20 protein-coding genes are annotated in these 23,266 nt (G+C 37.5%); 8 read left to right on the forward strand and 12 right to left on the reverse strand.

What is annotated here, in order from left to right; all coding sequences use genetic code 11:
* The first annotated feature begins 140 nt into the window (after positions 1-140).
* A complete protein-coding gene (locus EIY84_RS01840; protein ID WP_124639919.1) occupies positions 141-1,235 on the forward strand; it encodes a type II asparaginase in 1,095 nt (364 codons plus the stop codon).
* A 75-nt stretch (positions 1,236-1,310) separates the two neighbouring features.
* Here the strand turns inward: EIY84_RS01840 and EIY84_RS01845 are convergent, their stop codons facing one another.
* The gene (locus EIY84_RS01845; RefSeq protein ID WP_124639921.1) at positions 1,311-1,697 is read right to left on the reverse strand and encodes an SRPBCC family protein; all 387 of its coding nucleotides are present in this window, start codon (positions 1,695-1,697) and stop codon (positions 1,311-1,313) included.
* Between the two features lie 37 nt (positions 1,698-1,734).
* Between EIY84_RS01845 and EIY84_RS01850 the strand changes: the two genes are divergently transcribed.
* A complete protein-coding gene (locus EIY84_RS01850) occupies positions 1,735-2,340 on the forward strand; it encodes an NUDIX hydrolase (protein ID WP_124639923.1) in 606 nt (201 codons plus the stop codon).
* 46 nt (positions 2,341-2,386) lie between these two features.
* On the opposite strand, the gene EIY84_RS01855 is transcribed toward EIY84_RS01850, so the two are convergent.
* Complete coding sequence (locus EIY84_RS01855) at positions 2,387-3,658, reverse strand: UDP-N-acetylmuramoyl-tripeptide--D-alanyl-D-alanine ligase (RefSeq protein ID WP_124639925.1); 1,272 nt, start codon at positions 3,656-3,658, stop codon at positions 2,387-2,389.
* A 61-nt stretch (positions 3,659-3,719) separates the two neighbouring features.
* Positions 3,720-5,309 (reverse strand): SUMF1/EgtB/PvdO family nonheme iron enzyme, encoded by a 1,590-nt coding sequence (locus tag EIY84_RS01860; RefSeq protein ID WP_124639927.1) that lies wholly within the window; start codon positions 5,307-5,309, stop codon positions 3,720-3,722.
* Positions 5,310-5,474: 165 nt separating this feature from the next.
* Here EIY84_RS01860 and porU point away from each other — a divergent pair, with 165 nt between their 5' ends.
* Together porU and porV are read left to right on the forward strand one after the other, a co-directional pair.
* The gene (porU, locus tag EIY84_RS01865; protein WP_124639984.1) at positions 5,475-9,356 is read left to right on the forward strand and encodes a type IX secretion system sortase PorU; all 3,882 of its coding nucleotides are present in this window, start codon (positions 5,475-5,477) and stop codon (positions 9,354-9,356) included.
* Positions 9,357-9,399: 43 nt separating this feature from the next.
* Complete coding sequence (gene porV, locus EIY84_RS01870; RefSeq protein WP_124639929.1) at positions 9,400-10,548, forward strand: type IX secretion system outer membrane channel protein PorV; 1,149 nt, start codon at positions 9,400-9,402, stop codon at positions 10,546-10,548.
* 76 nt (positions 10,549-10,624) lie between these two features.
* Here the strand turns inward: porV and EIY84_RS01875 are convergent, their stop codons facing one another.
* The 9 genes from EIY84_RS01875 to EIY84_RS01915 form a co-directional block, all read right to left on the reverse strand.
* Positions 10,625-11,392 carry a TatD family hydrolase gene (locus EIY84_RS01875; protein ID WP_124639931.1) on the reverse strand — a complete coding sequence of 256 codons (768 nt, stop codon included), beginning with the start codon at positions 11,390-11,392 and terminating at the stop codon, positions 10,625-10,627.
* Positions 11,393-11,406: 14 nt separating this feature from the next.
* On the reverse strand, positions 11,407-12,390 hold the full coding sequence (locus EIY84_RS01880) for a GSCFA domain-containing protein (protein ID WP_124639933.1): 984 nt from the start codon (positions 12,388-12,390) through the stop codon (positions 11,407-11,409).
* Between the two features lie 43 nt (positions 12,391-12,433).
* Entirely contained in the window at positions 12,434-13,405 is a 972-nt protein-coding gene (locus EIY84_RS01885) for a polyprenyl synthetase family protein (protein WP_124639935.1), read from the reverse strand.
* 111 nt (positions 13,406-13,516) lie between these two features.
* A complete protein-coding gene (locus EIY84_RS01890; protein ID WP_124639937.1) occupies positions 13,517-14,662 on the reverse strand; it encodes an inorganic phosphate transporter in 1,146 nt (381 codons plus the stop codon).
* Positions 14,663-14,682: 20 nt separating this feature from the next.
* A complete protein-coding gene (locus EIY84_RS01895) occupies positions 14,683-15,321 on the reverse strand; it encodes a DUF47 domain-containing protein (protein WP_124639938.1) in 639 nt (212 codons plus the stop codon).
* 98 nt (positions 15,322-15,419) lie between these two features.
* Positions 15,420-16,139 (reverse strand): DUF2490 domain-containing protein, encoded by a 720-nt coding sequence (locus EIY84_RS01900; protein WP_124639940.1) that lies wholly within the window; start codon positions 16,137-16,139, stop codon positions 15,420-15,422.
* A 115-nt stretch (positions 16,140-16,254) separates the two neighbouring features.
* Positions 16,255-17,952: a DEAD/DEAH box helicase gene (locus EIY84_RS01905; RefSeq protein WP_124639942.1), complete on the reverse strand. Its 1,698-nt coding sequence runs from the start codon at positions 17,950-17,952 to the stop codon at positions 16,255-16,257.
* 61 nt (positions 17,953-18,013) lie between these two features.
* Entirely contained in the window at positions 18,014-18,790 is a 777-nt protein-coding gene (locus EIY84_RS01910; RefSeq protein WP_124639944.1) for a GLPGLI family protein, read from the reverse strand.
* A gap of 11 nt (positions 18,791-18,801) precedes the next feature.
* Positions 18,802-19,140 (reverse strand): hypothetical protein, encoded by a 339-nt coding sequence (locus EIY84_RS01915; RefSeq protein ID WP_124639946.1) that lies wholly within the window; start codon positions 19,138-19,140, stop codon positions 18,802-18,804.
* Between the two features lie 239 nt (positions 19,141-19,379).
* Between EIY84_RS01915 and EIY84_RS01920 the strand changes: the two genes are divergently transcribed.
* The 4 genes from EIY84_RS01920 (at position 19,380) to EIY84_RS01935 (ending at position 23,259) form a co-directional block, all read left to right on the forward strand.
* Complete coding sequence (locus tag EIY84_RS01920; protein WP_124639948.1) at positions 19,380-20,666, forward strand: adenylosuccinate synthase; 1,287 nt, start codon at positions 19,380-19,382, stop codon at positions 20,664-20,666.
* 220 nt (positions 20,667-20,886) lie between these two features.
* A complete protein-coding gene (locus EIY84_RS01925) occupies positions 20,887-21,660 on the forward strand; it encodes a ParA family protein (protein ID WP_124639950.1) in 774 nt (257 codons plus the stop codon).
* A 75-nt stretch (positions 21,661-21,735) separates the two neighbouring features.
* Positions 21,736-22,623 (forward strand): ParB/RepB/Spo0J family partition protein, encoded by an 888-nt coding sequence (locus EIY84_RS01930; RefSeq protein ID WP_124639952.1) that lies wholly within the window; start codon positions 21,736-21,738, stop codon positions 22,621-22,623.
* Entirely contained in the window at positions 22,624-23,259 is a 636-nt protein-coding gene (locus EIY84_RS01935; protein WP_241154717.1) for a DUF5683 domain-containing protein, read from the forward strand. It abuts the gene before it with no gap.
* Positions 23,260-23,266: the final 7 nt, after the last annotated feature.

A 23,266-nucleotide genomic window follows, 5' to 3' on the forward strand; every position in this document is an offset into this window, starting at 1 on the left:
TTGAATCTGAAAGAGGTTTTATGTTCCAGTATGTTTTCTTAATTTATGAGTGTATTGTATTTTAAAAAGTAATAATCGGATACTCTTTTTTTTATTTCTAAATGACAACTCGGTTTGTTGTCTATATCAATTTATAGATCATGCGAAAATTTTTCATTATTTCTATTGGATTTATTTTATCAATCCACATCCAAGCACAAGTAGCCACAGCTACTCCTACAAGAATACAGACCACTCAAGTTCAAACCAAAACTCAACCTAGAGTCATCATCCTTGCAACCGGTGGTACCATTGCTGGTGCTGGCGAATCGGCTACCAAAGCAGCTTATACTGCTGGCCAGGTTCCTATTGATGCCTTGTTGAATGCGGTGCCGGAAATGCATCAGTTGGCCAAAATTAAAGGCGAACAAATCGCAAATATCGGTAGTCAAGATATGAATATCGATACTTGGCTAAAACTTAGCAAAAGAATCAACCAGATTTTTGATCACAACGAAGCCGATGCCGTAGTGGTTACCCACGGTACCGATACTCAGGAAGAAACGGCATATTTCCTAAGTTTAACCGTTCAGTCAAACAAACCTGTGGTTTTGGTGGGCGCCATGAGACCTTCTACCGCCATGAGCCAAGATGGTAACCGTAACTTATTGGATGCCGTGATGGTTGCTTCTTCTCCCAATTCTAGAGGAATAGGAACCGTTGTTGCAATGAACGAATTGGTTTTTGCTGCTAGAGATGTGACCAAAACCGTTACGACAAGTACTGCGACTTTCCAATCTAGAAATTTTGGACCTATCGGATTAATTTATGATGGAAAAGTAAGCTACTATTACCAATCTCTTCGTCAGCCACAGAAGAAATTTGATGTGAGTACATTGAACAAACTTCCACAAGTGGAAATAGTCTATGGATATGCCGGAGCAAGTTCAAAAGTGATTGATTGCATGGTTACCGATGGCGTAAAAGGAATTGTCTATGCCGGAATGGGAAATGGTAACTTTAATGCACCGGTCGGTAAAGCGTTAGAAAATGCTGTAAAAAGCGGAGTAACCGTAGTTCGTTCTGCCAGAACCGGCGGTGGTAGAATAACCTTACACAACGAGGTGGATGATGAGAAACTGGGTTTTGCCGTAGCAGATGATCTTAACCCTCAAAAAGCGAGAGTCCTTCTCATGTTGGCGCTTACAGAAACTATAAATGTGAAAACCATTCAAGATATTTTCTTTAAGTATTGAGGTTATTTAGAATTAAAAAATACCGCCCCAAAATTTCGTTTCGGGGCGGTGTTTTTTGTAGAACTTTAGAATCGATTAGAGCCTCTCAATTTTATCGGTTAGTGCGTCGATAAAGTTTTTCAAAGGTTTTTCAACCATCATTTTTATGAAAGGATTGAACTGCCCTTCAAACAATAACTGAACCTCGGTTTGGCTTTCATTTAGAGGGTTCATCATTCCTTTTAAAGAAAACTCCAAGCTGGAGCTGGCAGAGCTTAGCGTTACTTTTTCAGGAGTTACGGATTCTATCTTCAATGCGATTTCCGGCATTCCTTTTAGTCCAAATTTGAAGCCGTCTTCTCGAGCTTCAAATTTTTGCAAAGACTCTGGCATCAGTTGTTCATAGTCTTTTGGGGATTTCAAAAGTTCTTGAAGTTCTTGTGATGATTTATTTACGATGATTTTTCTTCCTTCTAAATTCATTTTTAGTTATTTTTGTAGAGTTAAAAGTGTCCTACAAATGTATAAAGTTTTTATCAACGAGAAAAGATTATTGTTTTCTAAAAGTCCGCAAAGCATAGAGAAAAAAATTTTATACGACGGTTCTATCAGTTTAGAAATTGCTCTCGATCTATTGCAAAATACTTCCTGCCAAGAAATTAACATCTATGGTGAAAATTTAGAGGAAATTTGGGAAGATTTTATTCATTTTTTTAAAATTGTTGAAGCCGCTGGTGGTATTGTTTATAATGACCAATATGAAATTCTTTTTATCAAAAGATTGGGTCGTTGGGATCTGCCGAAAGGAAAAGTTGAAAAAGGAGAATCTCTTGATCAAGCGGCTCTTAGAGAGGTTGAAGAAGAAACCGGCCTCAGCGATTTGATTTTGGAAAAGTTTGTAAACAGTACCTTTCATATTTATACCGAGAGAAATGGTGAACGGATTTTGAAAACAACATATTGGTACAAGATGTCGTATTTTGGAAAAGATCAGGCCATTCCACAAATTGAAGAAGGAATTACAGAAGTGGATTGGAAGGGACAAAAGGAAATAGAAGATGTGGTCTATCCATCGACATTTAAGAACATTCAACTTATTTTAAATGACGAATCGTTGACCGATTAACGATAAAAAGAATAGCCCTCAATTTTTTCTGAGGGCTATTTTTGTGTTAAAGAAAATCTATGATTTTCTCCAATGCGATGCCTCTAGATCCTTTTAGTAAGATATTATCTGAAGTGATGGTGTTGCATTTTAAATGTTCAATCAATTCCGAAGAATCGCTAAATGCAGTTGAATTTTTATTGCATTCTTTGAATCGAGGTCCAACGGTGTAGATTTCATTAAATTCCAAAGCTTGTGCAAGTTCTAAAATGAGACGATGTTCCTGATGGCTTTCTTCCCCTAATTCCAGCATATCGCCCATAATTACAGTTTTACTGCCCTCAAAAGTGCTGAAGTTTTTCAACGATTCCGACATGGAACTTGGATTGGCATTGTAGGTATCCAAAACCAAAGTTTGATCGCCTTTTTTAACAATCTGAGATCGCATGTTGGTGGGTGCATACTCTTCGATTGCCGTTTTTATTTTTTCGATTTCTATTCTTAAATAAAGTCCCAAACTTACGGCTGCACAAATGTTCGTGAAGTTATAATTTCCAGTAAGTTGAGAAATGATTTTGGTGTTTTTATAATTCAAACCAACGAAATGTTCATGGGTGCAGAGTTCAAATTGATAGTTTGAATTTTCTTTGCCAAACGAAATGGTGTTGAAGTAATTTTTTACTTTTTCCACTTGAATTTCATCGTTGGCGTTGACCAATATTTTTTGTTGATGGTTTTTTAGATAATCAAACAATTCGGATTTCCCTTTTATAACTCCTTCATATCCACCAAAGCCTTCTAAATGGGCTTTGCCAAAGTTGGTTATGTATCCTATGGTTGGCTGTGCTAGGGATGCTAACATTTCGATTTCTTTTTGATGATTGGCACCCATTTCTATCACGGCTATTTCGTGTTCGGGTTGTATAGAAAGAAGGGTAAGCGGAACACCAATATGGTTGTTGAGGTTCCCTTTGGTAAATTGCGTGTTGAATTTTTTGGAAAGTACTGCATGGATCAATTCCTTGGTGGTCGTTTTTCCGTTACTTCCTGTTAATCCGATAATCGGAATGTTGAGCTTGCTTCTGTGCAATTTAGCCAATTCTTGTAAAAAAAATAGAGTAGAGGGAACATAGAAAATATTTTTATCTACATTTTCATATTCCTTTTGTTCGACAATAACAGCAAGAGCACCTTGGTCTATTGTTTTTTCTGCGAGGCTGGCTGCATTAAAATTTTCACCGGAAAATGCAAAAAAAACATCTCCGGGTACTACTTTTCTATTGTCGATTTCTACTTTATTTGATTTTAAAAATAGAGGATAAAATTGTTCTGCATTCATGATTCAAAAATAAAAAAAAAACCTTCCAAAAGAGGAAGGTTTTTTGAAAATATAATAAGAATTATCTTCTTGTTCTACCTTTGCTAATTTCTTTAGCATCTTGAGCTACACGGAATCCGATCCATCCATAAGCTGAGTTTTGGTTTTTGTATCTTCTTTGTCCCGGATCCAACCAATAGGCTGTATCTTGCCAAGAACCACCTTTTACCACTCTAATGTTGTTAGAGATTGCAGATGTTCTTTCTTTGGAATCTTTTTGAAGGATCACCTTACCTTTACCATCTACGATAAATCTTTGAACAGGTCCGTTGTACATGTTATACGCATCTGTGCTATCGGTGTTTCCTCTGTCATAATCCAGAGAAGATTGTTTGTCACCGTCTCTGAAGTTAGAGTAATCGGCAATTGTTTTTCTTTCGAATTTTCCAGGAAGTGCTGTGTAAAGTTTTCTTCCATCGGCTAAAGTGTCGTATTTGATGCTTCCATCGTCCACTTTTTTATTTGTACCGTCTCCGTTTTTAACAATTGTTTTTACTTTGCTACCTCTAAAGTAGTTATAGTCACTGTATTCGGCATCAACAACCGGTCTGTAAACATCGGCAGTCCATTCAGAAACATTTCCAAACATACCGAATAAACCTAGGTCGTTAGCTGGATATTTTTTAACATCCGCAGTTTGAGCAGAACCGTCGTCTTTCCATCCTGGGATACCGGAATAGTCACCTTTTCCATTTTTGAAGTTAGCCAACAATTGTCCGTGCTTACCTCTGATTTTATCCAATTCAGGTTTTTTGTTATCGTAGTTGTTGTACTGTCTGTTTTTTTCCATACCCAAAGCAGCATATTCCCATTCAACTTCTGTTGGTAATCTGAATTCGGTTACCATGTTGGCGTTAGGTGCTCTGTTTACAGCAAGAACTCTTTGGCTTCTTGTTCTGATGCCATTTTTGTTTTGCATTCTTTGAGTGTTGATGTATGCTTGCATATCCGGATCGTTCGATTTGAATTTGTCCATGTTGAAAGCAGTACCACCTTGGTTGTTAGAATCGTTGATGTACAAGTCTTTAGAAATGATACCTGCATCCATCAATGCTTTTTCATTTGCTCTATCGGTCAACCAATCGCAATATTTATTTGCTTGGCTCCAAGTCACACCTACTACCGGGTAATAGTCGTATTCTGGAGATCTAAAATACATTTCAGCATTGTCATTTCTAGACAATTTATTATCCCACATCAAAGTGTCCGGCAATGCACCGCTATAGATTTCTTTGAAGGTAGGGTCGTTTGGTGGAAATACATATTTCAACCAAGTTGTATATTCACGGTATTCGTAGTTGGTGATTTCTGATTCGCCAAGGAAGAAAGAGCTTACCTGCATTCTATGAGGAGAGTTGTTCCAGTCTTTCAAGACATCGTCTTTTACAGCACCCATAGTAAAGGTACCTCCTTCTACATAGACCATTCCTGGCCATCCTTTTTGTTTTTGAGTTTTTCCTGTAAAGAACCAACCTTTTTGGTCGTTTGGTTTCCATCCAGTTTTGCTGACAAATCCTTTGGTGCCACCTCCACTTTTACCACCACCTCCACAGCTGGTGAGTGCAAGGGTGGAGCTTAGGGCTATTAAAGAAAATAACTTTAGTTTTTTCATAGTCGTTATTAATATTTTCAAAGTACAAAGAAAAAATAAATAATTCAATTAATCAAGTAAAGAGTTGATTTTTTTGCAAAACGATTTCAAATTAATTTTATGGTATCGCATCATTATTATAAAATTTTCGTTTATTTTGTAACCGAAACAGTTGATGTCAATATTATGAAACCTAAATATTTTGCTTTAGCTTCTTTGTTAATCTGTTCTTATGTGTCTTCTCAGAAAATTACAATGAACTGGGAAGGTGCCAAAGTACAGCAATACAATGAAACCAAACTCAATCTTCCTTTTGTAAAGAATTATGATTTTTCATTTGACCAAAATAATATAATTATTCATACCAAACAAAAAATTGGTGAAAAACAATTGAAAATTTCTAATTATGTGTGGGAAAATGTTAATCAAAAGGAAGTGTACGACCTTAATCCTTTTGCTTTTCCAGAAGATGCAGTAGGCGATATTAATTATATATATAATAAGGATGAGAGAAGCAACCTTGCGCTAATCCATGTTAATGCATTTCGTTGGTACAAAGGAAGCATACAAAGATTGAAGTCTTTTGATCTTAGCACTTCCGATCAACCAATTGGTTCTCATTCAGTGGATAGAATAGGGACATCCAATAATCCTTTGGCTTCTGGAAATTTTTTTAAAATTAAAGTAGATCGCTCTGGAGTTTTTAAAATTACCAAACAGTTTTTACAAAGCAACGGACTGAATCCGGCAAACATCAATCCTAAAAATTTTAGAATTTATGGAAATGGTGGTGTCATGTTGCCGGAATTCAACCAAGATGCTCGATACGATGCGCTGCAAGAAGACGCCATACAAGTTGTAGGCGAAGAGGATGGCGTGTGGAACGATGGAGATTATGCCTTATTTTACGCTCAAGGTCCGCAAGGATACAATTTGTACGACCAAACCAACGGTGCAGGAATAAAAAGAGTTGAAACCAGAACCGATAAAGCGCAACACCTGAAAAACATTTATGAAGACCATGCGTATTATTTTATAAATTTTGATATCGGGCCTGGGAAAAGAATTCAAACGGTGGACGAAACTTTGCCTGCCAATTTAATTTCTCGTTATGATGAATATCAATATGTGGATAATGATGAGAAAAATTTATTGAAAGTAGGACGAATTTGGGTGGAAAATACACCGTTTACTTCTGCAAAAAGTATCGTGTTCAATACCAATTCGCCCATACAGAGTGCTGATAATATAAAGTATAGAGCCAATGTAGTGTCTTATCTTTCACAAGGGAACTCTGTGGTTTTTAATATCAACGGACAAAATTCCAGTAACCAACCAACTGCAATTACCGGACAAGACTTCGAGGTGAAACGATATTCAGGAAGCATCAGCAACCTTTCAGGAAACTCGGTAACCGTTAATATAACACCCAATATTTCTACCAATCCCAACGGATTGTACTATTTTGATTATGCCGAAATTCAGTATAAAGAAAATTTGAATTTCAACGGCAGTCAGATGAATTTTAGAGACTTTTCTGTGGTTACAGGCGGGCAGCAGAAATACGGATTTTCCATTTCCAATTCCTCTGCCATCGAACAAGTTTGGGATGTTTCGGATGTGACCAACCCGACAAAAAGGGTCAACAAAAGTACCGGTGGTAACTTTAATTTCGCTTTTGTAGCCAATAATCCTGATTTCAATAACGAATTTGTCGCATTCAAAGCCGATGCTGCATACCAACCCGGTTTTGTAGGCAAGGTGGAAAATCAAGATTTGTCCGGACTTCAAAATATCGATTATTTGATCATCACGGCTCCTGAAATGTTTTCCCAAGCTCAACGATTGGCGCAGTATCATCAGACCAAGAGTAATTTTACCACGAAAATTGTAGATGTCAATGCCATTTATAATGAATTTAGCAGCGGTGGTAAAGATTTGACGGGCATTCGTGATTTTATTACCAAATTGAATACTCCGGCAGGAAGTCTAAAATATGTCTTACTTTTAGGCGATGCTACCTACGATTACAAAGATCGAATCTCCAACAACTACAACAAAGCCATAGGTTACATCAGTGAGGAGAGTAGCAATTTGGTGAGTTCTTTTATTACCGATGATTATATCGTGATGACAGAACCTCAAAATGCAACCTATTTGGGGAATATTTTGCCGGATATCCCTGTGGGGCGTATTCCTGCGGCGACAGTAGCTGAAGCGACCACGATGGTGGATAAAACTTTGGCTTATTACAATGCCAAATCGGGACAGTCCAGTCCTTTTGGTGAATGGCGCATGAAAATGGATTATGTTGTAGATAATGACGCCGATGGAGGCGAACCTTTCCACAACATCATGAACCAAGCTTTGGTTGATGTGTTTGAAGGTGCCACCGACAAACCGGAATACAACATCAGAAAACTGTATTTGGATTCCTTTCCTGCTGTCAGTACTTCTGGTGGTATCCGATTTCCACAGGTAAACCAAGCCATCTCCAACGATATTGGTAACAGTTTGTATCTGTTTTATTTTGGCCACGGTGGTATCAACGGTTGGGCACAAGAAAGGGTGCTGACCTCGCAAGAAGTTCAGGCGGCCAATAACTATTCGCCGGTGTACTCTCGTTTCCCATTGGTTTCTACCATTACTTGTGAATTTACACTTTGGGACGAACCCGGAACTTTTTCCGTGGGCGAACAATTTATCAAACACAAACAAGGTGGTGCTGCAACCATGATTACCTCCAGCAGAGCCATCGCTGTGGATTACGGTATAAAATTCACAGATTTCCTGACCAAATCCATGTTTAAGCTTACCAACGATCGTTTCGATACTTTAGGAAATGCCTATTTGGATGCTAAAAAGGAATTCAATCTGATGTACTCTCCGGGAAGCAATCACATGAAAGTGAATTATTTGGGAGATCCCGCCATGATACTTAGTCGCCCCAAAAGATTGTTGGTGGTCGATCAAATAGAATCTCCAGTACCTGGACTTATCAGAGCTTTGGATTTTGTTAAAATAAAAGGACATATCAATAAGGACAACGGTACTTTGGATACTTCCTTCAACGGAAGAGTGGTCATCAACATCTTCGATAAAAGATTAAACAAACACAACCTGACCATGCAACCCATCTTGAATTACACCGAAGAGGGTAGTGCCATTGTAAAAGCTTCCGGAACGGCTGTTAATGGCGTATTTACGGTTGAATTTTATGTCCCTAATGATATTAATTATACCGTAGGAACGGGAAGAATGCTGGGCTATGCCGATAATAAAATTTTTGATGTGTTTAATAACCAAGCGGTACAAGTTGGGGACATCAACCCAAATGGAGTGAACGACAACCAACCGCCAAAAGTAAAGTTGTACATGAACAATACCAACTTTGCTAACGGTGGAATTACCAACCAAAATCCCATGCTTTTGGCTTGTATAACAGATGATACAGGAATTAATTCGACTGGTGCTGGTATCGGTCACGATATTACCACTTATTTGGATGGCGAAATTGTAAACACCGTTGTTCTCAACGATTATTATTCGCCGGGCGAGGGTAACGGTTGCTTGGCACCGGGTTTGGCCGATTATCAAAAAGGAAATGTAACCTATCCGTTCAGGAATTTGGCACCTGGAGAACACACTTTAACATTTAAAGTTTGGGACATCAACAATAATTCGACAACAGAATCGTTAAAGTTTGTGGTGAAGGATGAAACCAACCAACATTTGGTCATCAACAGACCTCTGAATTGGCCCAATCCATTTACCGACAAAACCTATATTCAGTTCGAGCACAATTGCGATGATATCTTGGATGTGAATGTACAAATCTATACCATCACCGGAAAATTGGTGAAAACCATCAGTCAAACCGTAATGGCAGAACCTTTTTTACAAGGATTCAGAACACCAAAACAAGCGATTGAGTGGGACGGTAGGGACGATTTTGGTGATGTTGTAGCAAAAGGAACTTATATCTTTAAGATTTTTGCCAGAAGTCAAAATCAAGAAAAATGCAAAGGTTCGGCTACAGCAGTAGAAAAAATGGTTTTGTTAAAATAAAATTAAAATAATTATCATATATTTGGAAATTAAAAATAACTGTATGAATTTTACTAATAAATTATTGATAGGCTTAGGGATTAGTTTAGGGACTATGGCGTTTGCACAAGGTCCAGTTCTCACCGGTGCTCCGTTTCTTAGAATTGCTCCCGATGCACGATCAGGAGGTATGGGAGATCAAGGGGTAGTAACTTCTCCAGATGCTTTCTCACAATTTTGGAATGCAGCAAAATATCCGTTCAGCAGAACCAACTCTGCAGTCGGTTTCACTTATACTCCATACATGAGTAAATTGACCAACGATACTTTTTTGGTGTACGGTGCTTATCATAAATTTTTAGGTGAAGAAGAAAGATCAACCATTTCTGCCAGTGTATATTATTTCAATATGGGACAGGTAGATCTTACAAGAATTGTAGGAACTGAAGTGGTACAAGAAGGTATAGCAAAACCTAACGAATTTGCAATTGATGTAGCATACGGACTGAAATTATCGGATACTTATTCCATGGCCGTTACAGGTAGATTTGTTCGTTCCGATTTAGCAGGAGGTTTCAATACCGATACAACTCTAAAACCGGCCAACTCTTTTGCAGTGGATATTTCAGGTTACTATACTTCACCTCGATTTAACGGATTTGGGAATATGGAAAACCGTATCAATGCAGGTTATGTAGTTTCTAACTTAGGACCAAGATTGGATTATACGGGAGACGAAAACTCGAGATCTTATTTGCCAACAATGGCCAGATTGGGTCTTGGATATGAAGTCTTTATCGATGATCTGAACAAAGTAACCGTTTCAGCAGAAGCTTCAAAGCTTTTGGTTCCTGGTCCTGAAGTGGTGGGTCTAAATCCTGTTAACAATCAGCCAATTTATGATGTGCCTAATGTTGGGGTAATGCAAGGAATTGGAAAATCATTCAACAATAAAAAAAGCATGATGTACAGCGGTGCTATGGAATATTCTTACGACAATATGTTTGCTGTGAGAACCGGTTATTTCCACGAATCCGAAGAGCAAGGTGCAAGACAATTTGCAACTGCAGGTATTGGGATCAAGTATCAATCTTTTGCTTTGGATGTGTCTTACCTAATCAATACTTCTAAAGTGAACTCTGCTTTGGACAATACTTTGCGTTTCGGTCTTACTTGGAATATTGGTGACGAAACTTCAAATGCCGATTACTAAAATAGTTTAGATGATTATAATTAAACAAGGGTTTCATTTTGGTGAAACCCTTGTTTTTTTATAGTAATTGTTTGCTTTAGACCATTTGGAAAATTCTTAATGCATTTTCAGAAGTCATCTTTTCAATGGTTTTAAAATCCATTTGATAGAGATCTACCAATTTGCCTAAGACCAAATCCAAATAGGCAGACTCGTTTCTTTTACCTCTGAACGGGACTGGAGCCAGATAAGGGGAGTCGGTTTCTAAAACGATGTGCTCTAAAGAAATTTCTTTTAAAAATTGATCTATTTTTCCATTTTTAAAGGTGACAACTCCACCAATGCCTAAAGCAAATCCTAATGCGATTGCTTGTTGCGCTTGTTGTAGATCGCCTGAAAAACAATGGAAAATGCCTCGAAGTTTAGGATGTTTTTTTCTTTCCAAAACTTCAAAAATCTCATCAAAACTTTCACGACTGTGGATTACAATGGGCAGATCTCTTTCAATCGCTTGGTCTATTTGCCATTCAAAGGCTTTTATTTGGATGTCCAAGGTGCTTTTGTCCCAATACAAATCAATCCCAATTTCGCCAATTGCGCAAAATTTTCTTTTATTTAAAAAATTTTCAACAATGGAGAGTTCTTTTTCCCAAGACTCGGGTTTTACATAACAAGGATGCAAGCCCATCATGGCATGGATTTGTTCAGGAAATTCGGTTTCCAGAGCCAACATTTTCTCATGAGATTCTGAGTCGATGGCCGGGAGAAAAAATTTGTCAACTCCTTTGTCTATGGCTCTTTTGATGGCTTCGGCTCGGTCGTGGTCAAATTCCTCTGCATAGAGGTGGGTATGGGTATCGATCATGAAAAAAGGTTTTATTAACGGTCAGAGTGATTCATCGTCAAGTGTTCAACAAAAATTTTATGACTTGCCTTGGTTTGTTGCTCTGAAATTTTTTGTTTTAAATTTCGTAAAAACTCTTGATATTTTGGATGATTATCGTCCGAAGGTCGGTGTTGCAAGGCTTGGGTTATTTTAAAATTTTCTGCCATAAATTCTTGTGCACGATCCGAAAAATAGGCTTTTGAGAACTTCTCAAAAATATAATTCACGGCTTGTTTGCTGGGATGTAAAAGATCTTCTTTGTAGAAACGATAGTCTCTAAGTTCGTCCATCATGATCTCGTAAATGGGTAAATAATGGCAGTTCTCATTTTTCTCAATGGCTTCGTGTATTGCCGAAATTAATAAAGATTTGCTGCGATTGTTCTCAACGAAACCGTCCTTTGAATGCCTCACAGGAGAGATGCTGAACAGGATTTGAACATCAAATTTGCAAATGCTTTTGATGCTCTTGATGGTTTCGGAAATGGATGTTTCAATTTCTTCAGGCGTAAGCAATCGCTTTTTGAAGAATTTACCCGGAATTTTATGGCAATTGGCAACCAACTTTTGTTTGGGCAAAAATTCATAGATGAACGAAGTTCCGTAGGTGATGATCACAAATCGACAATCTCGCAAAAATGCATTTCCCAACTCGATTTTATGGTTTATTTTGTCCAGCGTTAGGTCTATATTTCTACTGTTGAAAGAGGTGTGGTGGTCCAAAGAAATATACTCGTCCTGATAGGCGATAAGGTCTTCTTCTGTATATTTTTTATTTTTTTGTAAAATGGTCAATTCTTGGTTGATGGACCAAGGATTGAACAGTGTCCCGAAAGGATTGTTCAGGGTTTGCCATTGTGCATTGGAAAGTAAGTCGTGCATTTCTGTGGCAAAACAAGATCCGATACTGAATATTTTATCGTGAATTTCTATTCGTTTTGTATTGGATTTTATTTCGACTTCTGTAGAAAATTTCATGAAGATGTATAAAGTTGATGATAGGTTATTTTGCAATTAATTTTTAGAATTCTCTTTTCAATAAGAAATTAGCCAATTCTATAAATGGTTTTTTCTTCTCCTCATTAATGTTTATTTTCTTTAAATAATTTTGGGCAATATCGTTGTGTTTTTGGATGAGTTGTTGCACTCTAACATCAGCTTTTGTTCTTCTGAAAATCTTCTCAACGCAGTAGATTTTGTCCAAATTATCGGTCTTTTTAGAGTACCAAAACTCCAATTCTTTTAATTCGTCCGGGCTGGCATTTTCCTTGGCCAAGAGGTATAAAATTGTTTTTTTATTTTCGAAAATATCTCCAGCATGTTTTTTACCAATCTGAGCATTGTCGCCGTAAACATCCAAATAGTCATCCATCATTTGGAAGGCAATCCCAAGATGTTTTCCGTAGTTGAAAATGGCTTTGGCATCTGCCGTACTGGCGCCGGCAATCATGGCTCCAATTTGAAAAGACGATGCGCTGAGAACTCCTGTTTTATAGGTGATCATTCGGATGTAGTCGTCGTAGCTAACATCTTTTTTTGTTTCAAAATTGATGTCGTATTGCTGTCCTTCGCACAATAAAAGTCCGGTATGGGTAAAGACTCTTAGACAGGCTTTGTACAGCTCAGGATCTAGATCTTCGAAATAGGTGTAGGCCTTAAGCAGCAAACCGTCTCCAGAAAGTATTCCTGTATTTACTCCATACACCGTATGTATGGTAGGGGTGTTTCTTCTCATAGGAGCCTCGTCCATAATATCGTCGTGGATCAAGGTGAAATTGTGGAAGTATTCTATCGCCAATGCAGGTTTCATCGCTTTTTGCAAATCGCCACCAAACAAATCGGTTGCCAACAATACCATGACCGGTCTCAATCTTTTACCTCCGTTTCGGATGATGTAATTCATAGGTTCATACAGTTCTGCAGGCTTGTCTCTGAAGGTATATTTCTCTATTGCTTGAGATACCATTTTGTGGTATTGGTCTAAAAATTCCATAAAATTTCGTTTGCGCAAAAATACAATTTTAAAACAGTTTTGTCTGATGAAAAAAAAAACTTTGCCTAGAAAAGCAAAGTTTTTTATGATAAATGGTATTCAGCTTGATTTTTATCCTAAGAAAGTTACTACAAGATATGTTAATCCCGCCATTAATGCAGAAATAGGAATGGTTAAGATCCAAGCCCAAAGCAAATTAATGGTAACTCCCCAACGGACTGCAGAAATTCTTTTGGTAACTCCAACTCCGATGATGGATCCCGTTACGGTATGGGTTGTAGAAACGGGAATACCAAAATGATCCGTGATGAACAAAGTCAATGCTCCTGCGGTTTCGGCACTCACACCTTCTAGTGGAGTAACCTTGGTGATTTTTGTACCCATGGTTTTTACAATTTTCCACCCTCCACTCATGGTACCAAGACCAATGGCCAAGAACGATACCAAAGGTACCCAATAATAATCGGATGTAAAGTGGTTGAAACGATCTTCGTGAGGCATAATGGCATACGGATCACTACCACCAATCATACTAACATGGTAGTAGATTACTGCAGCCCCAATGATACCCATTACTTTCTGGGCGTCATTCAAACCGTGACCCAAACTGAAAAGTGCAGAAGACACCAACTGCATTTTTTTGAATGCTCTATCGGCTTTATGAGGATTGGTTTTCTTATAAATCTGAATGATCAATAAAGTGATGATGATGGAAATGATCATCCCGATAAGTGGTGCCATGAAGATGAATAAGAAAATTGGGATGACTTTACTGAACTTTACCACATTTTGTTGTGAAAGTTGTGAGAAAGCTAACTTTAATTGTTCCATAATCCCCAAGTCCGGATGTGCCTGTGCCACATGTTGGTAGTCCAAATATAAGGCGTGCATCAGGGCTGCCCCCAAAAAACCACCAATAAGCGTGTGCGAAGAAGAGGAAGGGATACCAAACCACCAGGTTAATAAATTCCAAACAATTGCGGCAACCAAACCAGAGAAGATGACCTCTAGAGTGATGAAGTTTTCGTTGACGGTTTTGGCAATGGTGTTCCCGATTTTAAACTCGCCAATGATATACATGGCGATGAAGAATGCAGCAAAGTTCCAAAGTGCAGCCCACAAAACAGCTTGAAATGGGGTGAGTACCTTGGTAGAAACAATGGTTGCAATGGAATTGGCGGCATCGTGAAACCCATTAATATAATCGAATACTAGGGCTAAAGCGATGATGACAATTAGCAATATAGGTAAGTCCATCTATTATTTTTTTGGCGTGATTATGCGTATTTAATAATGATGTTCTCCATGATATTTGCAACATCTTCTGCTTTGTCGGTCACTTCTTCTAAATAATTAAGTACGGATTGTACCTTAATGATTCTTATGGGATCGTTGGTCTCGAAAAGATTCATCAATGCTTTACTTAAAACATCGTCTGCAAGGTTTTCGTAAGAATTGATCTTAATGCACGATTCTTTTACTGCTACTGGATCTTTAAAATCTTTTAAATTTTCAATGGCATTTTGGATTTCCAGACACGCTTTATGCATTAATAAAGAAAAATCGGCATACTCCTTAGTTTCTGGTGTTTTGTACAGGTAAATGTACTTTGCAGATGCATACATATAATCTGCAATGTCATCCAATTTGTTGGCAAGGGAAGTAATGTCTTCTCTATCAAATGGAGTGATGAAGTTCTGTCCCAATTCAACAAAAATTTTGTGAGTGAGCTCGTCGTTTTTGTGCTCGAAATCACTAATCTTTTTGATGAAACCATCGTTGTTTAGGTCAAATTCCTGAATGCCTTCATGGAAATATTTTGACATTTCTACTAGGTTTTGAGCTACTTGGTCAAACAATACAAAAAACACTTTGTCTTTTGGTTGGAAGGCTTTAAAAATATTACCGAGTCCCATTTTATTATTTTTTTTATTAGATTTTTATTTTTGCAAATATCCGAAAATACTGTGCTTGTGTAATTTTTTTTTTGTTAAGTTTTATTAACATGATTTTTTTAATCGGCCACAGGAATGTGGTGTGTTTCATTGAATTTTAATCGGTCAAATGTGAAATTTAATGAAAGATAGATAAAGTGGAGGTTCTTGTTGCCCGAGTTGGAAAATTCTTTTTGGAAAATATACCCCAGATTGGTCCCTACATATGGGTTGAATTGGTATCCCAAACCGACAAAGGTTCGGCTTCTTTTAAAGAAAGGATCTTTTGGCCCTACAAAAACCTCTTCAAAAGCATTGGCATAAAGCGCTCCGGGTTCTACTTTGTCTTTATTTAAGGGTAGAGTAGCTGCTAATCGATAACGATAGCGTTCGGTATTGTCGTGCGAATCGGTGTTTGGATAATAGAAAAATCTTTTCTCAGCACGAACTCTATGATCCAATTTTACCTTTCCAAATTGTTGACTATAAATGTATTGCAACCAGAATCTGAATTCCTCTTGATTGATGTGTTCGTTTTTATAAGTTCCATAGCGACCAATACCTACAAAAGCCTGATTGTTTTTATTGAAATTGTAGCCAATCCCCCCTTTAGCTTCGTAATAATCGGGTGTGGTAAAGTCTTCAATGGATCTCAATTGCAACTCCAGATAGGCCGACCATTGTTTGTCGTGCTTGTAGCTAAAGGACATCATGTTGTAATTGGAAAACTGATCCTTCGTTTGAGCAAACGAAACCGTAAAGATTCCCATTGCAAACATAAAAGTTAATATTCTTTTCATATAGATTTAATTTCTGGGCAAAAATATTTATTTTAAGAAAGGTCTGTGTGAACGGAATATTAAATTTATGATACATAAAAAAACCGAACAATTTTCATTGCTCGGTTTCGTAATTCTAGTTGGCCACTTCGGCACGCATGTCTTTTCCTTTAAATTTCATTGAAGAAATGTTGTTCAGGATTTCTTGCTTAAAGTTTTTATCAATTTCAAAGAAAGTGAATTTGTCCAAAATTTCAATATCTCCGATATCGGCTCTTTTCTTGGTTTTAGCAGTAGCTTTGTTGATGATTTCCAACATATCTACTTTCTTTAGACTGTCTCTTTTTCCTAGGTTAAAGAAAAAACGAGTCATGTTTTCGTTGTTTCTTTTCTTGCGATCGCCTCTTCTTTCGCCATCTCTTCTTTCACCACGGTCACGATCTCTTCTTTCGCCACGGTCACGGTCTCTTCCTCTTTCTCTTCTGCTGCTTGGGATGTCGCTGTCTTTGGATAGACGCATTTCTTGCAAATCGTTACGATCTTTATAGAACATTGCAATTTCTTTCAGTTGGAATTGCAACATTTGGTGTACCAATTCTTCTTTGGTGAAAGCCGATAGATCAGGAATTAGACTGTTGTCAAACTCAAAGAAATCTTCGTGTTCGGTAAAGAGTTTTTCGAATACACCACCCACTTGGGCTTTTACAATCTCTTCTCCAGTAGGAATTTTTTTCTCAGTGATCTCAATTTTTGTTTGAGATTTAATTTGCTTCAGTTTTCTGGTTTCTTCTGGTTTTAAAAGTGCCATGGAGATACCGTCTTTACCTGCACGACCAGTTCTACCGCTTCTGTGTACGAAAACTTCTGGATCATCAGGAAGTGAAAAATGGATAACATGCGTAAGAGAGTCCACATCCAGACCTCTTGCAGCAACATCGGTAGCAACAAGAATTTCGATGTTTTTCAATCTGAATTTCTTCATAACCGTATCTCTTTGAGCTTGAGAAAGGTCGCCGTGAAGGGCATCTGCAGCATATCCATTTTGCATTAAGAAGTCGGCAACCTCTTGGGTTTCCATTCTTGTTCTACAGAAAATAATGGAGTACTGATTGGGGTTGGCATCCAACAATCTTTTTAAAGCCTCCTTCTTTTGTCGATATCCGACAACATAAAATTCGTGAGAAATATTTTTCTTAACCGCATTGATGCTTCCTACAGAAATTTTGTGAGGATTGGTCAGGTAGTTTTTAGAAATTCTTTCCACTTCCTTGTTCATCGTTGCGGAGAATAAGAAAGTTTGTTTTTCAGCAGGCGTTTCGCTAAGGATGGTTTCCAAATCGTCTTTGAAACCCATAGAAAGCATTTCATCGGCTTCGTCCAAAACCAACCAATGGATTTCGGAAAAATCCAAAGCTTTTCTTCCGATCAAATCGATAACCCTCCCCGGAGTTCCTACAATAATTTGCGGTTTTTCTCTTAGAGATCTGATTTGTTCAGAAATGCTACTTCCACCATAAACTGCTGTAGTTTTCAGATGAGGAAGGTATTTTGTATAGTTTTTAATGTCTTTGGTAATCTGAAGGCAAAGTTCACGAGTAGGGCAAAGCACTAATAACTGGATTTTACGACTGCTGTCGTCTATCATATCCAGAATAGGAAGCGAAAATGCTGCTGTTTTGCCTGTTCCTGTTGCCGCAAGTGCGATAAGATCGCGAATATCCGAAAGGATAAAAGGAATAGTCTGTTTCTGGATTTCGGTCGGTTGTTCGTAACCGAGTTCGCCAATTGCCTTGAGAATATCAGGACTTAAATTGGATTCCGTAAATAAATTCATGTAAATGATCGTCTATAATTTGCTGCAAAGATACAGAATTTATTTTTTCTATCCCTAAGTTTTAATCCATTAAAGTTTTTCTATTGATTTTCAAAGGCCCGTCAAAGTGCTGTGGCTTTGATGGCTTGCCATTAAAATATACTTTCAAAGTCGATTGGGGTAAGCAAGGATTGGGGTTGTTGATGCATTTTTCTCTTTTCTCTAAGAAAGTTTTTTTATCCAAATGGGTTGATATTGGATAGTGTACATTGTCAATAATTTCTGTGGTTTTACTCATGCCAATAGCGGTATATTGTATGACTTTATCTTCACTATAGACCTCTAAGACAAGACCCGGTAAGCCTTTGAATCGAGATGGTCCTTCTGGGATTGGGAAGTCCGTTGTGTACCATGCGTAAAAAACACGACCGGATTCATTCTTTGTTTTTGCCAGTTGACAAGTAACGGTATTGAATTTTTTTGTTTGATTTTTAATAAGTTCCCATTCCAACTGTGGTTCTTCAAAATAATACATTTCATAAAGAATTGGTATGAAAGAATATATTTTGCCGTTCTTTTTGTACACGCTGTATTTTTCGGAAGGTGGTACCCTGTTGATGCTACCTAATTCTGGCATGTAGCTGGAATTGTAATACGAATAGGCGTCTGCATTAACAAAGATAGAGTAGTTGTTGTTTAGTAATAATGTGAACTCTACATTTTTATGATTGTTATGTATTGAGTCGATTACTTTGTACTCGTAAACAACTCGAAGATTTGCAATGTTCGAGTTGTTTTGAGCCTTGAAGTTATGTGTTGATAAGAATAATAGGATAAATAAAATAGAAAATTTCATCATTTGTGTTTAGTTTATGCTTCTGTAAAACCTTTTTTTACAGGTGCATTTGCACATAATTCTAGATTTTTACCTTCTAATTTTGAATCTAATTCCAGTTGTTCATCTTTGGTTAATTCTGTAATCGGTTTATCCAAAGTGATGTAAAAAAATATCCCACAGGTAGATTTGTAAAGATATTTCCAAACCCATGCGCCTTGAGCGGCACTAGAGTCCTCTATAACAGCCGATATCAGAGTGGGAGGATTTACCGGTCCGTTTGTGGAGTTGTTAATGCTAGAAACACTTTTACTACTTTTTGCAAATGCTAAACTTGCGCATCCTATCAAGAGGACTGTAATTACTTTCTTCATAATAATTGATTTTGTTTAGTTGTTATTTGTTAATGATTTAGTGATGTAAAGATATAAATATTTGTTTAAAATGCAAATTTATTTTCAAATATTTAAAATGAATATTGGTTTTGTTTAGAATATTGAGATAAAAATATCTTATTAGGTTGATTTTCCAATATTTACAAAAAAATTAAGACTTTATTTGTGTGAGCAGTTTTTTAAAATTAATTTTGCAACAATCTAAAAAAGTAAAAAATATGTCAACTTATGTTGTTGTCGGACTTCAGTATGGAGACGAAGGAAAAGGTAAAATAACCGATGTTTTATCTGCAAAATCAGACTATGTAGTTCGTTTTCAAGGTGGTGATAATGCTGGACATACCGTATATGTAGGCGATGAAAAGTTTGTGCTTCACTTGCTTCCATCGGGGGTACTTCAGTGCAAAGGAAAATGCATTATTGCCAACGGTGTTGTGGTAAACCCAAAATCTTTTATCAAAGAAATTGGACAGATTGAAAGCAAAGGCCTAAAGACGGATCATGTTTTCATCAGCAAGAGAGCACATGTGATTATGCCGTACCACATCATGTTGGATACTTATAGAGAAGAAGAAGCTGGTGGGACAGAGATTGGGACGACCAAGAAGGGGATAGGCCCTTGTTATGAAGATAAAATTGCCAGAGTCGGAATCCGAATGGTCGATTTGCTAAACCCAGAAATTCTTCGTGAAAAAATTGAAAAAAATCTGAAAGTGAAAAATGCTCTTTTCGAAAAGTATTTCGAAAAAGAAGCCATGGATATCGAAGCGATCTATAACGAATATCTTGAAATCGGTAAACAATTAAAAGATAGAATTGTGGATACGGAAGTGGAATTGAATGACGCCATTAAAGCGGGTAAAAATGTACTTTTCGAAGGTGCTCAAGCCTTGATGTTGGATATTGATTTTGGTACTTATCCTTTTGTTACCTCTTCATCTCCATCTACAGGTGGTGTCTGTGCCGGTGCCGGTGTGCCTCCAACGGCTTTGCAAAATTTAATTGGTGTTTCTAAGGCCTATACCACAAGAGTCGGAAACGGTCCTTTCCCATCGGAATTGCACGATGATTTGGGAGAGCATATCCGTAAAATAGGCCATGAGTTTGGTGCAACAACAGGAAGACCAAGAAGAACAGGATGGTTGGATCTTGTGTCTTTGAAACATGCGTGCATGATCAACGGTATTAATAATTTGGTCATTACCAAGCTGGATGTTCTTTCCGGAATAAAACCGTTGAAAATCGTTACCCATTACAAAACAGAAGACGGGAAAATCATTGACTATTTCACTTCTTCAACAACAAAACTCTACGATTACGAGCCAATCTACAAAGATTTAGAAGGTTGGGATGAAGATATTACCACCGCAAGAAGTTATGAAGAACTTCCTGTAAATGCTAAAAAATACATTGAATTTATAGAAGAATATCTAGGGATTAATGTGTATTTGGTATCCGTAGGACCAGAAAGAAGTCAGAACATCATTAGAAAAGAATTGTTCTAATTTTCTATTTGAAAGAATAATTACAATCAGCAATCCTTTTGGGTTGCTGTTTTTTTGTGGAATTTAACAATACAATAGAATTTATCCACATTTCTTTTTCTTTTGTGGATAATTTTTTAATCATTCAAGTGTTTGGTAGCGAGTGTTTTAGCTTTTAGTGTGGATATGTTTCGCACCAACAAATTAAAAAAAATGTATTTTTGTCTTTTAAATCAAATTTATGGCGAAAATTATTGGTGTTGCCAATCAGAAAGGCGGTGTCGGAAAAACAACAACTGCTGTTAATTTAGCGGCAGCTTTGGGAGTTTTAGAAAAGAAAGTCTTATTGATTGATGCCGACCCTCAGGCAAATGCAACTTCTGGTTTGGGAGTAGAAGAGGTACAATATTCTACCTATAATATTTTGGAACACAGTGTTGAAACTGAAAAATGCATCCAAAAAACAACCTCGCCTAATGTGGATATTATTCCGTCGCATATCGATTTGGTAGCTGCCGAAATTGAATTGGTGGACAAAGAAAATCGTGAATACATGATGCGAGAATCCCTAGCAACGGTAAGTGACGACTATGATTTTGTGATCATCGATTGCGCACCAAGTTTGGGTTTGATTACCGTAAATGCTCTTACAGCAGCCGACGCTGTAATTATCCCTATCCAATGCGAATATTTTGCTCTTGAGGGTTTAGGAAAATTACTGAATACCATCAAAACGGTACAAAATATTCATAACAAAAATTTAGATATCGAAGGACTTTTACTGACCATGTACGATCCTCGATTGAGATTGTCCAATCAGGTGGTTGAAGAGGTGAAATCCCACTTCCCGGAAATGGTTTTTGATACCATCATCAGTAGAAATGTCCGTCTGAGCGAAGCTCCGAGTTTTGGTGAAAGCATTTTGATGTACGATGCCGAAAGCAAAGGCGCAATTCAATATTTACAATTGGCAGAAGAGGTTTTGATGAAGAACGAACATCTTGTAAAAAACTAAGCGTTAGCCAAAAATTAATTTAACCTGTATAAATTTTAACACTTACTTTTCAAAAATGAGTGTTTCCGCATAAAAATGAAAGATAAAAAAAGAGCAATGGGGCGTGGTTTAGGAGCAATTCTTAGCTCCGAATCCAAAGTAGCCATCAATACGGCATCAGACGAAGGTGCAAAAACTTTGGTGAGCAACATTATGGAAATCGCCATAGAAGACATCTACCCCAACCCCAACCAACCAAGAACTTATTTTGATGAAAAAGCACTGAACGACTTGGCGCAATCCATCAGAAATTTGGGCGTTATCCAGCCTATTACACTAAGAAAAGACGGAGAGAAATTTGAAATTATCTCTGGTGAAAGAAGGTACAGAGCTTCCAAATTGGCAGGTCTTACCAGTATCCCGGCGTATATCCGATTGGTGAACGACCAAGAATTACTGGAGATGGCTTTGGTGGAGAACATCCAAAGAGAAGACTTGGATGCCATCGAAATTGCACTCACTTATCAACGATTGTTAGAAGAAATCGGGATGACTCAGGAAAATTTGAGTACACGAGTGGGAAAAGAAAGAAGTACCATCACCAATTATTTGCGCTTGTTGAAGCTGAGCCCGGATTTGCAAAATGCAGTGAGAAGTGGCGAGATTTCTGCAGGACACGGTAGAGCCATTTTAAGTTTGGACGATGAAGTTTCACAAATAAAACTTTTCGAAACCATCATAAAAAACCAACTGAATGTAAGACAAGCCGAACAAGCGGCTCAGGAGCTGAAAAATCCTAAGTTGGCAAAAGAAAAAACAGTGAAAGAACTTCCGAACCACTTGAAAAGAGCACAGAAAAACCTTTCGGACTCTTTGGATGTTAATGTAGAAATAAAATCTTCTGGCAAAGGAAAAAAAGGGAAAATTATTCTGGATTTCAATTCCGAAGAAGAGTTGGAACACATCTTAGCTCATCTGCAATAAATGAAATTTTACGGATCATTTTTTCTGTTCTGCTTTTTATTTTCTTTTGGCCAGATCCAAAAGAAGGACTCTTTACAACCCAATTTGTCGATATCAAACGATAAAATCATTCAACCCAAAACAGAAGTAACCGATCAAGATGTTTTGGAAGATATACAGAAAAAGAATTCTTCACAAACTGTGGCACTTTCAATAAGTCCAACAAAAGCCGGACTTTATTCTGCTGTCTTACCGGGTTTGGGTCAGTATTATAATAAAAAATATTGGAAAATACCCATCGTCTGGGGCGGTGTTGGGACAGGAGTGGGAATAGCCCTTTGGAACCAAAAACAATACAATCGTTACCGAGAGGCTTTTGTGGCCTCTGTAAACGGTATGCCGCATGAGTTTTCTAGCAATCCGGTTTACACCAAAGAAGTTTTGGGTAACATCCAAGACAAGGCAAAAAGACAAAGAGATTATGCCATAGCCATTGCCGGACTCATCTATGTCCTGAATATTGTGGATGCTGTTGTAGATGCTCATTTGTACGAAGGAAGAAACGATCCGGATTTGGTACTGAAGCCAACACTAATCTACGACGAATTCGGAAAGCAAAATATGAAAACTGGACTCAGCTTGAGTTATAATTTTTAATATAAAA

The organism is Amniculibacterium aquaticum (assembly GCF_003852705.1).
Taxonomy (GTDB): Bacteria; Bacteroidota; Bacteroidia; order Flavobacteriales; family Weeksellaceae; genus Amniculibacterium; species Amniculibacterium aquaticum.

Coding starts and splice junctions, on each gene's coding strand:
- EIY84_RS01840 (WP_124639919.1), top strand. CDS start 141: ATGCGAAAATTTTTCATTATTTCTATTGGATTTATTTTATCAATCCAC.
- EIY84_RS01845 (WP_124639921.1), bottom strand. CDS start 1,697: ATGAATTTAGAAGGAAGAAAAATCATCGTAAATAAATCATCACAAGAA.
- EIY84_RS01850 (WP_124639923.1), top strand. CDS start 1,735: ATGTATAAAGTTTTTATCAACGAGAAAAGATTATTGTTTTCTAAAAGT.
- EIY84_RS01855 (WP_124639925.1), bottom strand. CDS start 3,658: ATGAATGCAGAACAATTTTATCCTCTATTTTTAAAATCAAATAAAGTA.
- EIY84_RS01860 (WP_124639927.1), bottom strand. CDS start 5,309: ATGAAAAAACTAAAGTTATTTTCTTTAATAGCCCTAAGCTCCACCCTT.
- porU (WP_124639984.1), top strand. CDS start 5,475: ATGAAACCTAAATATTTTGCTTTAGCTTCTTTGTTAATCTGTTCTTAT.
- porV (WP_124639929.1), top strand. CDS start 9,400: ATGAATTTTACTAATAAATTATTGATAGGCTTAGGGATTAGTTTAGGG.
- EIY84_RS01875 (WP_124639931.1), bottom strand. CDS start 11,392: ATGATCGATACCCATACCCACCTCTATGCAGAGGAATTTGACCACGAC.
- EIY84_RS01880 (WP_124639933.1), bottom strand. CDS start 12,390: ATGAAATTTTCTACAGAAGTCGAAATAAAATCCAATACAAAACGAATA.
- EIY84_RS01885 (WP_124639935.1), bottom strand. CDS start 13,405: ATGGAATTTTTAGACCAATACCACAAAATGGTATCTCAAGCAATAGAG.
- EIY84_RS01890 (WP_124639937.1), bottom strand. CDS start 14,662: ATGGACTTACCTATATTGCTAATTGTCATCATCGCTTTAGCCCTAGTA.
- EIY84_RS01895 (WP_124639938.1), bottom strand. CDS start 15,321: ATGGGACTCGGTAATATTTTTAAAGCCTTCCAACCAAAAGACAAAGTG.
- EIY84_RS01900 (WP_124639940.1), bottom strand. CDS start 16,139: ATGAAAAGAATATTAACTTTTATGTTTGCAATGGGAATCTTTACGGTT.
- EIY84_RS01905 (WP_124639942.1), bottom strand. CDS start 17,952: ATGAATTTATTTACGGAATCCAATTTAAGTCCTGATATTCTCAAGGCA.
- EIY84_RS01910 (WP_124639944.1), bottom strand. CDS start 18,790: ATGATGAAATTTTCTATTTTATTTATCCTATTATTCTTATCAACACAT.
- EIY84_RS01915 (WP_124639946.1), bottom strand. CDS start 19,140: ATGAAGAAAGTAATTACAGTCCTCTTGATAGGATGCGCAAGTTTAGCA.
- EIY84_RS01920 (WP_124639948.1), top strand. CDS start 19,380: ATGTCAACTTATGTTGTTGTCGGACTTCAGTATGGAGACGAAGGAAAA.
- EIY84_RS01925 (WP_124639950.1), top strand. CDS start 20,887: ATGGCGAAAATTATTGGTGTTGCCAATCAGAAAGGCGGTGTCGGAAAA.
- EIY84_RS01930 (WP_124639952.1), top strand. CDS start 21,736: ATGAAAGATAAAAAAAGAGCAATGGGGCGTGGTTTAGGAGCAATTCTT.
- EIY84_RS01935 (WP_241154717.1), top strand. CDS start 22,624: ATGAAATTTTACGGATCATTTTTTCTGTTCTGCTTTTTATTTTCTTTT.